The organism is Clostridium bornimense, assembly GCF_000577895.1.
GTDB classification, from domain to species: Bacteria; Bacillota; Clostridia; order Clostridiales; family Clostridiaceae; genus Clostridium_AN; species Clostridium_AN bornimense.
Map to the genome: position 1 here is coordinate 1,136,784 of NZ_HG917868.1, position 15,027 is coordinate 1,151,810.

Below are 15,027 nucleotides of genomic sequence, written 5' to 3' on the forward strand. Positions count from 1 at the left end.
ATATTCTTATAATTATTTGTGAAGAAATAATGAAGAGACAATTATACCTCTATTAACTTGTTGGTAATACTATATATTATAATTCTACATTTAATGTAGAATTATAATATAATATCTAACTATTTGAAGAAAAGGTATAAAATAAAAAAAGAATTATGTAATTAGAATACAATTTAATATAAATAATTTAAATAATATATAATAATAAAAATCGAAACTTCCAATGAAAAAAATAAAAATTTTTTATAATCTTTTATGGTAAAGCATCTATAAAATAATTTAGCTGGGAGATACTACATTTATAGATAATTACTAAAATAACATAAATGTTCAATAAGATTAGGAGGATGATGACAATTGGATTATACAAAAGAGAAAAGTATAAAAAAGTATAAAAGAAATCTTACATTAAAGATTATCTCTATTATTTTATTCTTAATTATAGGATGCTTTAGTACAATATTTACTGAAGATACAGCTCTAGGAGATACAAATAATGAATTAAAAGTGTATTTTTTAGATGTTGGGCAAGGAGATTCAATATATATAAGAGTAAATGATTATGATATTTTAATTGATGCTGGATCTAATAGTAATGTAGGGCACTTAATGGAGCAGTTAGAAAAAAAGAATATTGATGATTTTGAAATAGTTATAGCTACTCATCCTCATGAAGATCATATAGGGGGAATGACAGAGGTGTTTAGTAGATATGATGTTAAGGAATTTTATATGCCACCAGTAGTACATACAACTCAAGCATTTGAATCAATGTTAAATGCTATAGTAAAAGAGGGGATTAAAGCTAAGCCAATAAAAGAAGGAACACACCTCGACTTAGGTTCTAATGCTACTATAGATGTATATTCTCCAATAGATAGTGTTTATGAAGATCTTAATGATTATTCAACAATAATGAAATTAACCTTTGGTGATACAAAATTGATATTTACAGGAGATGCAGAATCATATGCTGAAAAAGAAGTGGTAGCTAAACATTCTGAGGATTTAAAAGGTGAAGTTTTAAAGTTTGCACATCATGGTTCAAGAACATCTTCTACTGATGAATTTATAAAAGCAGTATCTCCGAAGTATGGAATTATATGCTGTGGTGAAGATAACAATTATGGTCATCCTCATAAAGAAACTGTAGATACAATTTCAAAGTATGATATAGATACCTATAGAACAGATAAACAAGGAGAAATAGAGGTAACATCTGATGGAAAAAATATATTTATAAAAACAGAAAAATAGTGAATCTTTTGAGATAATGATTAATTTTATAATGAACCCCAGTACTCTTAATTCTTAAAAATTACAAATTTTGATTTTGATTTATATAAATATACAAATATTATTAAAAATCAAGTATAATAGTAAATGTAAATTTTTATTTTGTTTTATAAAAAATCGAAAAATCTAGGGAGAAGAGGAATGAAGAGGAACAGAATTACATATCTTATGTGTATCATTGTAGTTATAATTTTAGGATTGGCATCAAGAACCTATGAAGATATTTTGCCTGTATTTATTGGAAAATATATAGGAGATGTTTTGTGGGCTTTTATGATATATCTAATTATTGTTTTTTTATTTAAAAGGATATCAGTTATTAAGGTATCATTGATTTCATTACTTATTTGTTATGGAGTTGAATTTTTACAGCTATATCAAAGTGAATGGATAAATAATATTAGAGATACAGTTATAGGATCACTTATATTAGGTCATGGATTTTTATATACAGATTTAATTTGCTATATAGTAGGGATAGTACTTGCCGTTATTTTTGAGATGTTATTTTTAGCATCAAGAGAATGTTAAAGTATATAGATAGTATAGTAGAGCACTATTATTAGGTACATTTTCCGAATTTTTAAAAGTAGATTAAAGGTAATATGAAGTGGAGATAATAAGTGATGGAAGATAAAGTGAAAAATTTTATAGGACACTTTAAGACAATAACTAATCATAAATTGTTAGTTATGAAATATTGTTTTAGGGTAGGTTTATATAAACAAGGAATTTTACATGATTTATCAAAATATACATGGGTAGAATTTTCTACTGGTATAAAGTATTATAGAGGAACTGTAAGTCCTAATGGAATACAAAAGTTAGAAGAAGGTTACTCTATGGCATGGTTACATCATAAAGGTCGAAATAAACATCATTTTGAGTACTGGATAGATTATGGAGTAAGAGAAGAAGAAGGACTTAAAGGAATGAAGATGCCTGATAAATATGTAGTTGAGATGTTTATTGATAGGATGTGTGCATCTAAAAATTACTTAAAAGACCAATATACAAATAGTAGTCCATTAGAGTATTACAATGCTAGGAAAGAATATTATGTGATGAACGAAAGTTCTAGAGAATTATTAGAGTCGTTGCTTAATAAATTAGCTACAGAGGGAGAGGTTTGTACTTTAAAATATATAAAAGAAATTTTAAAATAAAGGTGATACTATGAGAGTGCTAATTATTAAGGTCTATTTAAGAGCTCAATGGGTACATTCGTTAAAAGAAAAAAGAATGATTATTAAAAGTATTATTAGTCGGTTAAGAAATAAGTTTAATGTGTCTGTTTCTGAAATAGATTATCAAGATATTCATAAAGAAATGGCAATAGGTATAGTTGCAATTTGTGGCACTGCTGCAATAGCAGACTCTACAATGGAGAGTATAATATCTTTTATTGAAGAAAATACTGATGCTACAATAACAAATATAGAATGTGAAAAAGAAGTTTTTTAGAATAAAGGCTATATTTTAATAAAATATTAAAATATAGCCTTAAAAAGTTATAAGGAATATTTTATTCTATTTTAATATGTAAAATTAGTAATTTTAAAATCGGAAAATGTAGAAAAAAATCAAAATATGGGTTTACATGGAATGCAAATCTCCTTTATAATGGAAATAGTAAAGGGGGATTATAAATGAAAAATAAAAGAAATATTATAAGTATTATAATTATATCAATGATAATAGCATTATTACCATTGAAAAATAGTGAAGTTTTAGCAGCTACAGATTATCCTATACAAGAAATGGAGATAACTACTTTAGATGGTTATAAATTAACCATTTCAGGGGATCAGGATGGTTCTTTATTGCAAGTAGCAAGTAGTACTGGGGAACAAAAGGAAAGGTGGAAATTCACATATGTTAATGGTGGATATTTTAAACTGGTAAATCAGGATTCTGGAAGACTAGTTTCTACTGTATCATGGGGAGTTTCAGCTAATAGTAAATGTATAACTTTTGGTGATGCTAATAAGCAAGAACAGTGTTGGATAATAGAAGGGGTAGATAAAGATTCTTTAGGAAATTATATAACTTATAAAATAAAAAATTATAAAGATTCAAATATGGTTTTAACTAATAATGGAAAAGGAGAACAGGTTACATTAACAAAATATACAGGTGCTAATAATCAAAAGTGGAGATTAGATAGTGCGGGACTAGAAGGTTTTGCAGGATATAGTAAAGATATGGACGGAAATGATAAAGCAGGAACTATTGGTGGAGTATTGGGAGAAACTGTTACAGTATCTACTTTAGATGAATTTCAAAAGTATTCCGAAGGTGATGATGTGAGAACAATTGTAATCACTAAAGATATATCTAAAAGCTCATTAACAAAAGTTAAAGTAGGTAAAAATAAGACAATAATTGGTGCTTACGGAGTTTCTTTAACTAATTTATATTTTTATCTAGATCAGACTTGCAATTCTGGTAATTTAATAATGAAAAACTTACATATAAAGCATTCAGAAGAAATAAATGAAAATAATGATATTCCACTTTATATAAGTGTAGGAACAAATTTTTGGATAGATCATTGTACTTTAGAAGGACATGACCTTACTGAAAATACGTCATTACATGCTAATGATGTTGATAAACTTATGTATGTAGGTGTTAAAGCAGATTATGTTACAGTTTCTAATTCTAAGTTTACAGGTCATAAATATGGTTTAATCTTAGGTTATCCAGCAGATGATGAATCTGCACAAGCAACTTATACAGGATATCCTAGAATGACAATATCAAATAACTTTTTTCAAGATGTTCAAACTAGAGCTCCAGGACTTATGAGATATGGATATTTTCATAGTTATAATAACTATATAGAATCAGCAACATTAGGTTATACAGCTTGTACAAATGCCAATATATATTCTGAGAAAAATTACTTTAATAATTGTAACAGTAGTGGATTAGTTAATGACTATGGAACAGCATATTTTACTGATGAAGGAAGTTATCCAACAGTAACAGCATCTAAATCTAAGGCAACATCATGGAGACCTAAAAATAACTATACATATACAACTATGAAAACTAGTGAGCTTAGAGAATATGCTGAAAATTATGCTGGTGCACAAAGTTCTAAAAGTAAAATGAACTATAGTACATATAAATCAGCAGGAGTTCAATCATCAAATTATGTAGTTACTTCTACAGCATCAAATAATACTGAAAATACAGCAAGTGGGTTAATTGACGGTGGAATATATTATATAAAAAATGTTAATAGTAATAAATATTTAGATGTATATAATGGAATTGATGAAAATAATACTAATGTGCAACAACATCCAGGTAATGGAGAAAAAGCTCAAAAGTTTAAAGTAGTATATGTAGGTGATGGATACTATAAATTAGTATCACAAGTAGGAACTGGAAAGAAAGTTCTTGATGTAAGTAAGAAAAGTAGCAAAAATGGTGCAAATATAGCTATTTATAAAGATAATTCTGGAGATAATCAAAAATTTCAACTTATTAGTTTAGGAAATAGTAGATATACTATAGCTACAAAGGTATCAAAAGGAAAATCTGTAGTTGAAGTAAAAGATGCAAGTACTGCAAAAAAGGCAAATGTACAACAATGGGAATATAATGGTCATAAATGTCAACAATGGAAGTTTGAATTAGCTGAATAGTGATTTTTATGAAAAAGCTGTCACGGTAAAAAGAGTGACAGCTTTTTCTATATATTTGTTTTTTATATATGATGTATAATAGGATATAATATATTGAAAATGAGGAACAGCTATGAAAAGTGAGATTAAGATATCTATACGAAATCTAGTAGAGTTTGTTATGAGGAGAGGAAGTATAGATAATAGGTATGTTAGTTCCATAAAAGCTTTAGAAGGAATAAGAGGACATCAAAAAGTTCAGGGATCCTATGGTGATAATTACATGGCAGAGGTGTCGTTATCTCATATATTTACTTATGAAGATGTTGATATTAAGGTGGAAGGTAGAGTTGATGGAATACTAATAGAAGATGAAAAAGTTACTATAGATGAAATAAAAACAACAACAAGGGATTTACTTATTATCGATGAAGATTTTAATCCGCTTCACTGGGCACAGGGTAAGTGTTATGGATATATTTATTGTATTGAAAATAAAATAGATAATATTTATGTTCAGATAACTTATTACAATGTAGATACTGGATATACTAGAATATTAAAAAATCAATATTCTGTTGATGAATTAGAAAGATTTTTCTTTAGCTTACTTGATGAATACAAATATTGGTATGATGAAAAAATTAATTGGCAAGATAAGAGAAATAAATCAATAAGTAATTTGCAGTTTCCTTTCAAAGAATATAGAAAAGGTCAAAGAGAGTTAGCGGTAAGAGTATATAAAAGTATAATTAATAGTAAAAAGTGTTTTGCAAGAGCACCTACAGGTATAGGAAAAACTGTATCAACATTGTTTCCAACAATTAAGGCTATGGGAGAGGGACATACATCGAAAATATTTTATTTAACAGCTAAAACTATTACTAGAGAAGTTGCAGAGGATACTATTAACTTTATGAGGAAAAGAGGTCTAATGATAAGTTCTGTAACATTAACAGCAAAAGAAAAAGTTTGTAAGATGGATGAGATGAATTGTAATCCAGAGTATTGTTCATATGCTAATGGTTATTTTGATAGATTGAATGGAGCTTTGAAGAAAATAATCAAAGAATATAATAATTTTGATAGAAAAATTATAGATGAAATTAGTGAGAAATATAAATTATGTCCATTTGAATTATCCTTAGAATTAACCTCTATAGCAGATATTATAGTAGGAGATTATAATTATGTTTTTGATCCTAGAGTATATTTAAAAAGATTTTTTGAAGAAAAAGAAAATGATTATACTCTCCTAATTGATGAAGGACATAACCTAGTTGATCGAGCACGTTCTATGTATTCTTCTCAATTATATGAGGAACAATTTATAGAAGTAAAAAAGTCACTAAAGAAAGGAACAAGATTATTTAATTCTATTAAGGAGATCATTGATTATCTTAAAGATAAAGGATCAGTTTTAAAAGTTATAGATGAAAATTATATTATAGAAAATGAAGAACTAAAGGAATTTCATAAGTTGTTAGAGGAATTTATAATTTTATGTGATTATTATCTATCAAAATCGTCAGAGGTTAATAAAGAGTTATTACAATTATATTTTGATATTCATAATTTTATAGTTATTTCACAGTATTACGATGAACATTATGTGACATTGAGTAAGTATGATTTTAAAGGAATTAATATAATACTTTATTGTGTTGATCCATCTAAAGTTATTCAAGAAAGAATGAAAAAATGTAAATCATCAATTATTTTTTCAGCTACGCTTATGCCGATAAACTATTTTAAAGATATATATGGATATAAAGAAGGAGATTATAGTATAAATCTGCAAAGTCCTTTTAATATCGATAATAGAATTATAATGATAGGCGATAATGTTGATACTACCTATAAAAAAAGAAGAGAAACAAGTTCTCAGATAGTAGACTATATTATGAATTTTACAACTTCTAAAGAAGGGAATTATATAGTCTTTTTTCCTTCTTATGAGTATATGAAAATTATTTATGAGAAGGTAATCAGTGAACATAAAGAAATAAATATATTTATGCAGAAAAGTGATATGACCGAGGAAGAAAAAGAAAAGTTTTTAGACTTATTTAATGAGGAGAATAAAAAAACTTATATTGGATTTTGCGTATTAGGAGGACATTTTTCTGAAGGGATAGATTTAGTAGGAGACAAACTTATAGGTGTAATAATTGTAGGTGTAGGAATGCCTCAAATATGCATTGAAAGAGAAATTATTAAAAACTATTTTGATAAAGAGAGTAAGGGGTTTTACTATAGTTATATATATCCAGGTATTATAAAAGTTTTGCAAGCAGCAGGTCGTTGTATAAGAACGGAAGAGGACAGGGGAGCAATTTTGCTATTAGACACTAGGTATTCCAAAAATCAGTATAGGAGCTTACTTCCAGAAGAATGGCTTTCATGTATTAAAGTTAGAGGTGGTAATGAAGTTAAAAAGTGTTGTAAAGAGTTTTGGAATAAATGGTGTTAATTATTAAAAAGCTGCTATGAATAAAAGGTTCATGGCAGCTTTTTATATTTAGGACAGCCTATATATTAAAAATTTATAGCGTTTATTTTTCTTATATAAATTATCAATAGGAATTTCATATAATAATGAAAAAGATGTGTTATTTTCCAGATAAAATATATAATCATCAGATGGATAATATAATATTATATCTACAGTCCGAGGACTTTCTTCTATGGAATACAGTATATTTTGAATTACTTTTATAAATATTTGTTCTGAAAAAGGATTAAAAAAGTAAAATTTATTATCTGATGGATTTATAGTATATTTTTCAGCTAAAGTATTAATAAAAGTAATAGGGTTAGCGATATTTTTATGCTTTTTGTTAAAAGACTTAATATTATTTATAGCGCACTTATGATAATAAGGATTCATTTCTATACCAACACTATTGCAGCTAAAAAAGTAGTTGCTATAAAAACTAAGACGTCCTTTACCGCAACCGAAATCTATAATAGTATCATTTTCGGATAAGAAATATTCCTTAAAAAGAATTTCTAGAGCTTCATAAGATGTTGGTTCATAAACATTATAATGAATAGATTCATTATATTTTTTTTGTTCGCCTGTAGTAGTTATGTTTAATAATTTTTCGTAATAATGATCTTTCATTTGTATTTCTTCCTTAGGTTTCGTAATATATATTATTATTTATTATATATTACAAATTAGAGTATTTAAATATAATATATGAAAGTAAAAGGGATATCGCAATAATGATTAAATTTCATTAACGATAGCCCTTTGTGAATTATTTAAATATGAACTAAAACGTAAGCTTAAATAATTCATTATTTAGCAGCACCTAATGAATTATTTTTTGCAACAGTTATTTAGTACTTTTTCTAATACGCATGTATTAGCATTAACAAGATAGCTATTCATGTTAAATAAGTAACTAGAATAATATAATATGGTGAACCAATACATAAAGATTAATAAAAATATAGTAGATTGACCTTGGTTAAAAAATCCATTTATTAAGCCTAAGTTATTACAATTATTCATAGCATTAAGTGTAGCTAGATCATTTACTGTATTTGTTGTTGTATTATTATTTATGCATTCTGAAATTCCATTTAGGTTATTCAAGAAATTATAATCTTCCATAAATTCGCTCCTAGAAAACATTGCTCTATATATAATATGGAAAATATTTAAAGGTGACACATATAAATATATAATAAATAAATGAAAAAAATAGAAAAATATGATATTATTAACATAGACTTATAAAGAGTAATGTATTTCAATAGAGTTAGTGAGGTAAAATATATGAAGTTTAAAATGAGTAAATGGTGTATTAGTGTTATTGTGAGTGCTATGGTTATTGTCTCATATATTGGTGTATCAATATTCTTCACAAATAAATTTTATTTTGGGTCTAAGATAAATTCTGTTAAGGCTACAGGGAAAACTGTTGATGAGGTCAATAATGAAATAGAGAAAAAAATAAAATCATATACATTGAAAATAAAAGGTAGAGATAAATTTGAATCAGAAATAAAAGGATCTGACATAGGACTTAAATATAAGTCAGGAGACGAAGTGGAAAAAATAAAAGAAAGTCAAAATCCTTTTGGATGGATAAAAGGAATATTCCACGGAACAGAATCAACGATATCTGAAATGGTTGAGTATGATGAAGAACTGTTAAAAGCTGAAGTTGATAAGTTAGATTGTTTTAAAGAAGAAAATATAGTAGAGCCTAAAAATCCTACATTTAAATATGGGGATAAGGGTTATGAGATAGTAGATAAAGTTAATGGAAATAAGGTTAATAAAGATTTATTAATTGAGAACATATCAAAGGCTATAATAGATGGAAAAAGTACTTTAAATTTAGATAAAGTAGATTGTTATGAGAAACCACAGTATACAAAAGATTCTAAAGAAGTTAAAGAAGCAAAAGCTATTTTAGATAAGTACTGTAATTCAAAGATAACATATAATATAAATGGAAAAGAAGAAATTTTAGATGGTTCTGTTATAAATACATGGATTAATATAGATAATGAATTTAAAGTTAATTTAGATAAAGATAGCATTGTAAACTACGTTGATAAGTTAGCTATGGAATGTAATACAATAGGAAATACAAGAAACTTCAAATCTTCCCTTGGCGATACAGTAAAAGTTAGTGGAGGAAATTATGGAGTGGTTATGGATAAAGAAGGAGAAATATCATTTTTAGAAACAGCTATAGTTGAAGGGAAAGTTACTTCAAGAGAACCTGAATATTTGCAAACAGCTTTTTCAAGTGGTGTTGATGATATAGGAGATACGTATGTAGAGGTTAATCTATCTAGTCAACATATTTGGTTTTATAAAAAAGGACAACTTATAACAGAAGGTGATGTTGTAACAGGAAATGTATCCAATAATTGTGCTACACCAACAGGGGTTTATAGATTAAATTATAAAGAAAAAAATGCAACATTAAAAGGAGAAGATTATGAAACACCAGTAAGTTTCTGGATGCCTTTTAATGGAGGGATAGGTATTCATGATGCTACATGGAGGTCAGCTTTTGGTGGTAATATATATTATAATAGTGGATCACATGGGTGTGTAAATGCTCCTTATGATGTAGCTAATGCAATATTTGATAATATTGAACCAGGAACTCCTATAATATGTTATTCTTAATATGTGATATGTAAATTTAAAGAGCTGAATCACAATAAATTGTGCTTCAGCTCTTTATTTTATCTTATTGTTTAGGTTTTAATATTACTTTTGTTAAAATGAACTAAATTCAATAATGTTTTTGTAATATAAAGAATAAAAATAAAATATAATTTAATGAAATAATTATAAAGGAGTAAATATGAGAAGCACTTTATTTATTAGTGAGAGTGAAAATAATTATGCTAAAAGAATATCGGATATTTTAGCATTGCTTTTAGGACCTGGTAGAAGTGTAGATATTAATGCTCTTTCAAGAGATGTAGATCATTATAAAAATATAGTATTTACTATTTGCTTTAATAAGAATTATATAGCAGAAAAAACGTTATTATATATAAAAGATATGAGAAATGTTTTAAAAGATAAAAAAATAGTTATGTTAGTTATATTAGAAGATGAAAGTGATAGTGAAGAGTTTAAAAGTAATATTATAGAATCTTTAGGGAAGAAACCAGATGTATTAGAATTTATGATAGGTAAAGTAGAAGAAAAAGAATTACTGAAAATAGCACATAATATAGCAGAAAAATTGAATAAGAACTCTAAGAAGATAGATAACATAGTATATATTTTAGAAAAGTTAAAAAACAAATAGTAAATAAAGGTAGCTAAATAAAAATAAAGGCTACCTTTTATTTTTATTTGAAGAATATTGTATTTTTTAATTGCATATTTGTATAAAAAATGACAAAAAATATTAATCGTGTTGACATATATAGAAAAAGGTGGTAAATTAGTATTTGAAATGAAAATAAAGTAATAATGTGTAATAAAGGAGAGGGAAAAGTTGAAAGGTATAAGAAGAATAAGTAAATTTTTATTAATTGTAATTTGCTTAAGCAACATGCTTTTTAATGTAAGTGAAGTTAAAGCAGATAATGAAGATGAAAAGGTAGTAAAAAGAACATTACCTATAACAGTAAGAGATTTTAACAGTGATTGGAAAATGTTCTCTAATGGAAATGATTTTACTGATGATAATAATAAACAAAATGTTATTAAAGATATGGTTGAAGGAATTGATCCTGTAAGCAGAAAGATAATCTTTTCTACTGAAGGATATAATTACGAAGTAGATAGACTTATAAAAAAAGGAAAATTCAAAGAAGGCAATAGAGGAACATTAGATGAGGCTAAGAAATTATATGAACAATTACAAGAAGGAAAAGATGTAAAGAAAAAATTGCTTTCAACAGCATACGGATATGCTTATTATTATATGAATAGTTATTTTCAAGATGTAGAAGGTCTGAATACAATAGTTGATGAGAAAGAATTACCACTTTATAGCCGTGGTGGAGATGCTATGGGTTATGATAGCTCAAATGAAGATGAAGCCTATGGAAAATGTGGATTTTTTATAGCTGATGGCAAAGGATTTAATGAAGAAAGGGCACATCAAAATTGTAATGGAACTCATAATTATCACTTTACATTAGAATCACATACTGAATTTACATATAAAGAAGGTCAATGGTTTGAATTTGCCGGAGATGATGATGTATGGGTATTTATTAATGGAGAGCTTATTGCAGACATAGGGGGAGTTCATGCTAAGAAAAGCGTAAAAGTAGAGCTGGATAAATTGCAAAACTTAATTCCTGGAGAGACATATAGCTTTGATTTGTTTTATATGGAAAGAGGAGCAGGAGAATCTAATTTAACAATTGAAACAAATATGAATTTTAGAAATCCTAATTTAAATGTAGAAGAAAATGCATATACTATTGATTCTAATGGAGAAGAGTCACCAGCAATATCTGTATATGAAGGAGAAAAAATATATTATACATTTACAATGACTAATACTGGAGATGCTACATTAAAGAATATAGAATTTGATAGCGAATTATTAGGTGTTAAAATAAATACAGATGGAATCTTTAAGAATGGAGTAAAAAAGGATAGTGAAGTTTCTTTTATAAAGAAAGATTCCAAAGGTAATATAAAGTTAAAGACAAACGATTTTAAAGAAGCATTAGGGTCTTTAAGTATTGGCGAAACTATAGAAGTTAGATGTAATAAAGAATTAAGTTATACTGCTACAGAAGAAGATGCCAATGCAAAAGAACCAGTAATCATTAATGAGGTAGTTGGTACAGCAACTTATGAAGAAAATAAGCTAGTAGATGAAGCAGAAGTAGCAGTTAATGTGAAGAAGATTGGTGAATATAATGCTACAATAAGAAATAATGTCAATACAATAGAACGTGATGGAGAAGTTATATATGATTGTAGTAAAGATGAAGTTATCCCTAAAGTAAAGAAAGATGATGTAGTTACTTTTAAATTTGACGTTATTAATAAGACTGTTGATAAAGATGGAAATCCATTGCCTATTGATAAATTATCAATTTCTGATGCTATGACTCCAGCAGACTATAATAATGATAAATGGGAATTTTACAGTGACGATATTAAAAATTTTGATAGCAGTAATTTTAATTTAGGAGCAAATGAAAAAATAGAAGTTATCACTAATGAATATGTAGTAAAAGAAGATTGTGATAATATCATACTTGTAAATACAGTAGTGCTTAATAGATTAGAAAGTAAATTAGATCAAGATTCTGTAAGTTTAGATTATGAAGATGAGATAATTGAAGATGTAAAAGGTGTAACAGATATAACTAATGATGATGATGATGATAAGGAAAAAGGAAATGGAATATTAACAAAGACCGGAGGACTTTCAGTAACAATTTTTGCTGGAATAGGAATTGTTTTAGTAGCAATTGGTGCTTTTGTTTGGTTTAAGAAAAGATAATAAATAAGAAGAGGCTGTCGCTATAGCAAATGAAAATTTGTATGCAAGGCCTCTTTTTTAATTTACAATTCAAGATTCACAATTATCAACTGAGATGGAGATTTCTGCATAATTATCATATGAAAATGTCAAATTTCATTGACTCCCCCAACCATTTTTGCTGTCTGCAGAACTACAATATTTTTCCAAAAGGGGAAAATCAACATTAATTGTAAATTATGAGATACTCATTCTTTAATTTATTTCTAAGATAAGTTTGTTATCTAAAAACTCTGAAGCTGTCTCAAATACTTTCAATGCTATATCGCAATAGTTACCTAAATATTCTTTACTTTTACTATAATTATTCCATACAACTTTTAGCGGTAATGGAGATAACTCTAATAAACAATCATTTAGAGCATCAAGATTATTACCGTAATAGCTTGGAAGGTTTAATTTATCTTTAATAATCTCATGAAAAATTTCTTTAGTTTTAAAATCTTCACCATTAAAAAACACAGAATTCATAGTAAATGCCCTCCAATCAGTAGTATTGAATGAATGTTTTGTAATGATCAGATGTACCGTAAATTAATCCATCATTGGAAAACACAATGCGATCACTACCACGAGAACCACCTTTGTAATTTATATCGCATTCAGTCCAAGTTCGGCCTTCTTTAGTAGGTAGAGAATTTTCATAATTGCCGAAATAATCTCCTCCAATACTTTTATTAGGAGCATATTTCCACAAATCATCACCAGGAGACCAACCAAGATTCATGGCTTCTTTTTTTGTAATAAAGTTATCAGGCAGTTTATTATATTGATGGATATAATCTGCTACCTCTTGAAAGCCATCAAGAATCTTATTTTCATTTATGGTATCGGAATTATTTGATGTTGTAGTATTGTTATCAATAATATTATTATCAGCAGTAGTATTTTCAATAACAGTGTTATTATTTTTGAAATGATCTAAGACGTCAGGAGATACAAATCCTAAACCAACAGCGAATACTAATATTGAAAAAATAATTATTGACAATTTGTTATTAAATTTTTTCATCATATCACCTCAATTATATATTATAGAGAGTGTGTTATTAAATATAAAGAACAACTTTTAAATTGATAAGAATTATTATATAATAATTCTTTAATGGGAGGTGAAGATATAATGATGAAATATTTTAAAGATAAAACATTTAAGATGGCAATATCAGCTACTATAGCGATTATTATTGCAGATGCATTTAAACTACATTTTTCTGTAACTGCAGGAATAATTGCTATTTTAAGTGTACAAGATACAAAGAAAGAAGCATTGAAGGTAGCAGGGGGAAGACTTATAGCCACTACAATAGCTATAGTTCTTTCTTTTGCATTATATATTATTTTAGGAAATAATCCTGTAGTTTTTGGTATTTTTTTATTGATCTTTATTCCAATAACTAAATCGTTGCAAATAGGAGATGGATTAGTAGTAGGATCAGTATTATCAACACATTTATTATCAAGTTCTAATATTAATCTATATTGGATTTTGAATGAAGAAGCTTTGACGATAATAGGAATAAGTATTGCAATGATATTTAATTTATATACAGATTCTTTAGAAGATATATTTGAAAAAAATAAGGAAGAAATCGAAGAAAAGTATAGACAAATATTATCGGATATGTCAGTTACTCTGGTAACTCATACGGTGCCAATATATGAGCAAAAACTTTTTCTTAGTGTAGAAAAATTGATTAGTGAAAGTAAAATTATTGCTAAGAAAATTAATGATAATTATATTCTCAAAAACAACTATTATTATTTGAATTATATAAATATGCGAACTATGCAATTAGATACAATAAGAAGGATGAAGAAACATTTTTTAAGGTTTAATATGACATATGAACAAACAGGTATCTTATCAAAATTTACGGAAGATGTTTCTAAGGAAATATATGAAAATAATGATTGTACTAATTTGATAAACAAATTAGATTCCCTTAGAAAAACTTATGAATTGATGGAACTGCCTAAAACTAGAGAAGAATTTGAAAATAGAGCATTGTTATTTCAATTTCTCAATGATTTAGAAGAATTTTTAGTTATTAAGAAAGAATTTGTAGAATCAAATTAGT

At 26.8% G+C, this 15,027-nt stretch carries 14 protein-coding genes; 10 read left to right on the top strand and 4 right to left on the bottom strand.

The window, feature by feature from the left end; translation table 11 throughout:
- Positions 1-357 precede the first annotated feature (357 nt).
- The 6 genes from CM240_RS05000 (at position 358) to CM240_RS05025 (ending at position 7,407) form a co-directional block, all read left to right on the top strand.
- The gene (locus CM240_RS05000; protein ID WP_051483698.1) at positions 358-1,257 is read left to right on the top strand and encodes a ComEC/Rec2 family competence protein; all 900 of its coding nucleotides are present in this window, start codon (positions 358-360) and stop codon (positions 1,255-1,257) included.
- 180 nt (positions 1,258-1,437) lie between these two features.
- Entirely contained in the window at positions 1,438-1,827 is a 390-nt protein-coding gene (locus CM240_RS05005) for a ribosomal maturation YjgA family protein (RefSeq protein WP_044037073.1), read from the top strand.
- A 95-nt stretch (positions 1,828-1,922) separates the two neighbouring features.
- Positions 1,923-2,462 carry a DUF5662 family protein gene (locus tag CM240_RS05010; RefSeq protein ID WP_044037074.1) on the top strand — a complete coding sequence of 180 codons (540 nt, stop codon included), beginning with the start codon at positions 1,923-1,925 and terminating at the stop codon, positions 2,460-2,462.
- Between the two features lie 10 nt (positions 2,463-2,472).
- Positions 2,473-2,760, top strand: coding sequence for a DUF503 domain-containing protein (locus CM240_RS05015; protein ID WP_044037076.1), 288 nt, complete (start codon positions 2,473-2,475; stop codon positions 2,758-2,760).
- Positions 2,761-2,945: 185 nt separating this feature from the next.
- Positions 2,946-4,955: a pectate lyase family protein gene (locus CM240_RS17435; RefSeq protein WP_156930511.1), complete on the top strand. Its 2,010-nt coding sequence runs from the start codon at positions 2,946-2,948 to the stop codon at positions 4,953-4,955.
- 112 nt (positions 4,956-5,067) lie between these two features.
- Positions 5,068-7,407, top strand: a complete 2,340-nt coding sequence (locus CM240_RS05025) for an ATP-dependent DNA helicase (protein ID WP_044037077.1) — start codon at positions 5,068-5,070, stop codon at positions 7,405-7,407.
- Positions 7,408-7,455: 48 nt separating this feature from the next.
- Here CM240_RS05025 and CM240_RS05030 read toward each other — a convergent pair whose 3' ends face one another.
- A complete protein-coding gene (locus CM240_RS05030; RefSeq protein WP_044037079.1) occupies positions 7,456-8,061 on the bottom strand; it encodes an SAM-dependent methyltransferase in 606 nt (201 codons plus the stop codon).
- Between the two features lie 201 nt (positions 8,062-8,262).
- Complete coding sequence (locus CM240_RS05035) at positions 8,263-8,559, bottom strand: hypothetical protein (protein WP_044037081.1); 297 nt, start codon at positions 8,557-8,559, stop codon at positions 8,263-8,265.
- Between the two features lie 165 nt (positions 8,560-8,724).
- On the opposite strand from CM240_RS05035, the gene CM240_RS05040 reads away from it, so the two are divergent.
- The 3 genes from CM240_RS05040 to CM240_RS16765 all read left to right on the top strand — a co-directional run bounded on the left by CM240_RS05040 (position 8,725) and on the right by CM240_RS16765 (position 12,907).
- Positions 8,725-10,098, top strand: a complete 1,374-nt coding sequence (locus CM240_RS05040) for a L,D-transpeptidase family protein (RefSeq protein ID WP_044037083.1) — start codon at positions 8,725-8,727, stop codon at positions 10,096-10,098.
- A gap of 181 nt (positions 10,099-10,279) precedes the next feature.
- The gene (locus CM240_RS05045; RefSeq protein WP_044037084.1) at positions 10,280-10,735 is read left to right on the top strand and encodes a hypothetical protein; all 456 of its coding nucleotides are present in this window, start codon (positions 10,280-10,282) and stop codon (positions 10,733-10,735) included.
- 192 nt (positions 10,736-10,927) lie between these two features.
- A complete protein-coding gene (locus tag CM240_RS16765) occupies positions 10,928-12,907 on the top strand; it encodes a fibro-slime domain-containing protein (RefSeq protein WP_051483699.1) in 1,980 nt (659 codons plus the stop codon).
- A gap of 234 nt (positions 12,908-13,141) precedes the next feature.
- On the opposite strand, the gene CM240_RS05055 is transcribed toward CM240_RS16765, so the two are convergent.
- Positions 13,142-13,417 (bottom strand): barstar family protein, encoded by a 276-nt coding sequence (locus CM240_RS05055; RefSeq protein WP_044037086.1) that lies wholly within the window; start codon positions 13,415-13,417, stop codon positions 13,142-13,144.
- A 16-nt stretch (positions 13,418-13,433) separates the two neighbouring features.
- A complete protein-coding gene (locus CM240_RS05060) occupies positions 13,434-13,958 on the bottom strand; it encodes a ribonuclease domain-containing protein (protein ID WP_341349774.1) in 525 nt (174 codons plus the stop codon).
- A gap of 111 nt (positions 13,959-14,069) precedes the next feature.
- On the opposite strand from CM240_RS05060, the gene CM240_RS05065 reads away from it, so the two are divergent.
- Complete coding sequence (locus tag CM240_RS05065) at positions 14,070-15,026, top strand: aromatic acid exporter family protein (protein WP_044037090.1); 957 nt, start codon at positions 14,070-14,072, stop codon at positions 15,024-15,026.
- Position 15,027 lies beyond the last annotated feature (1 nt).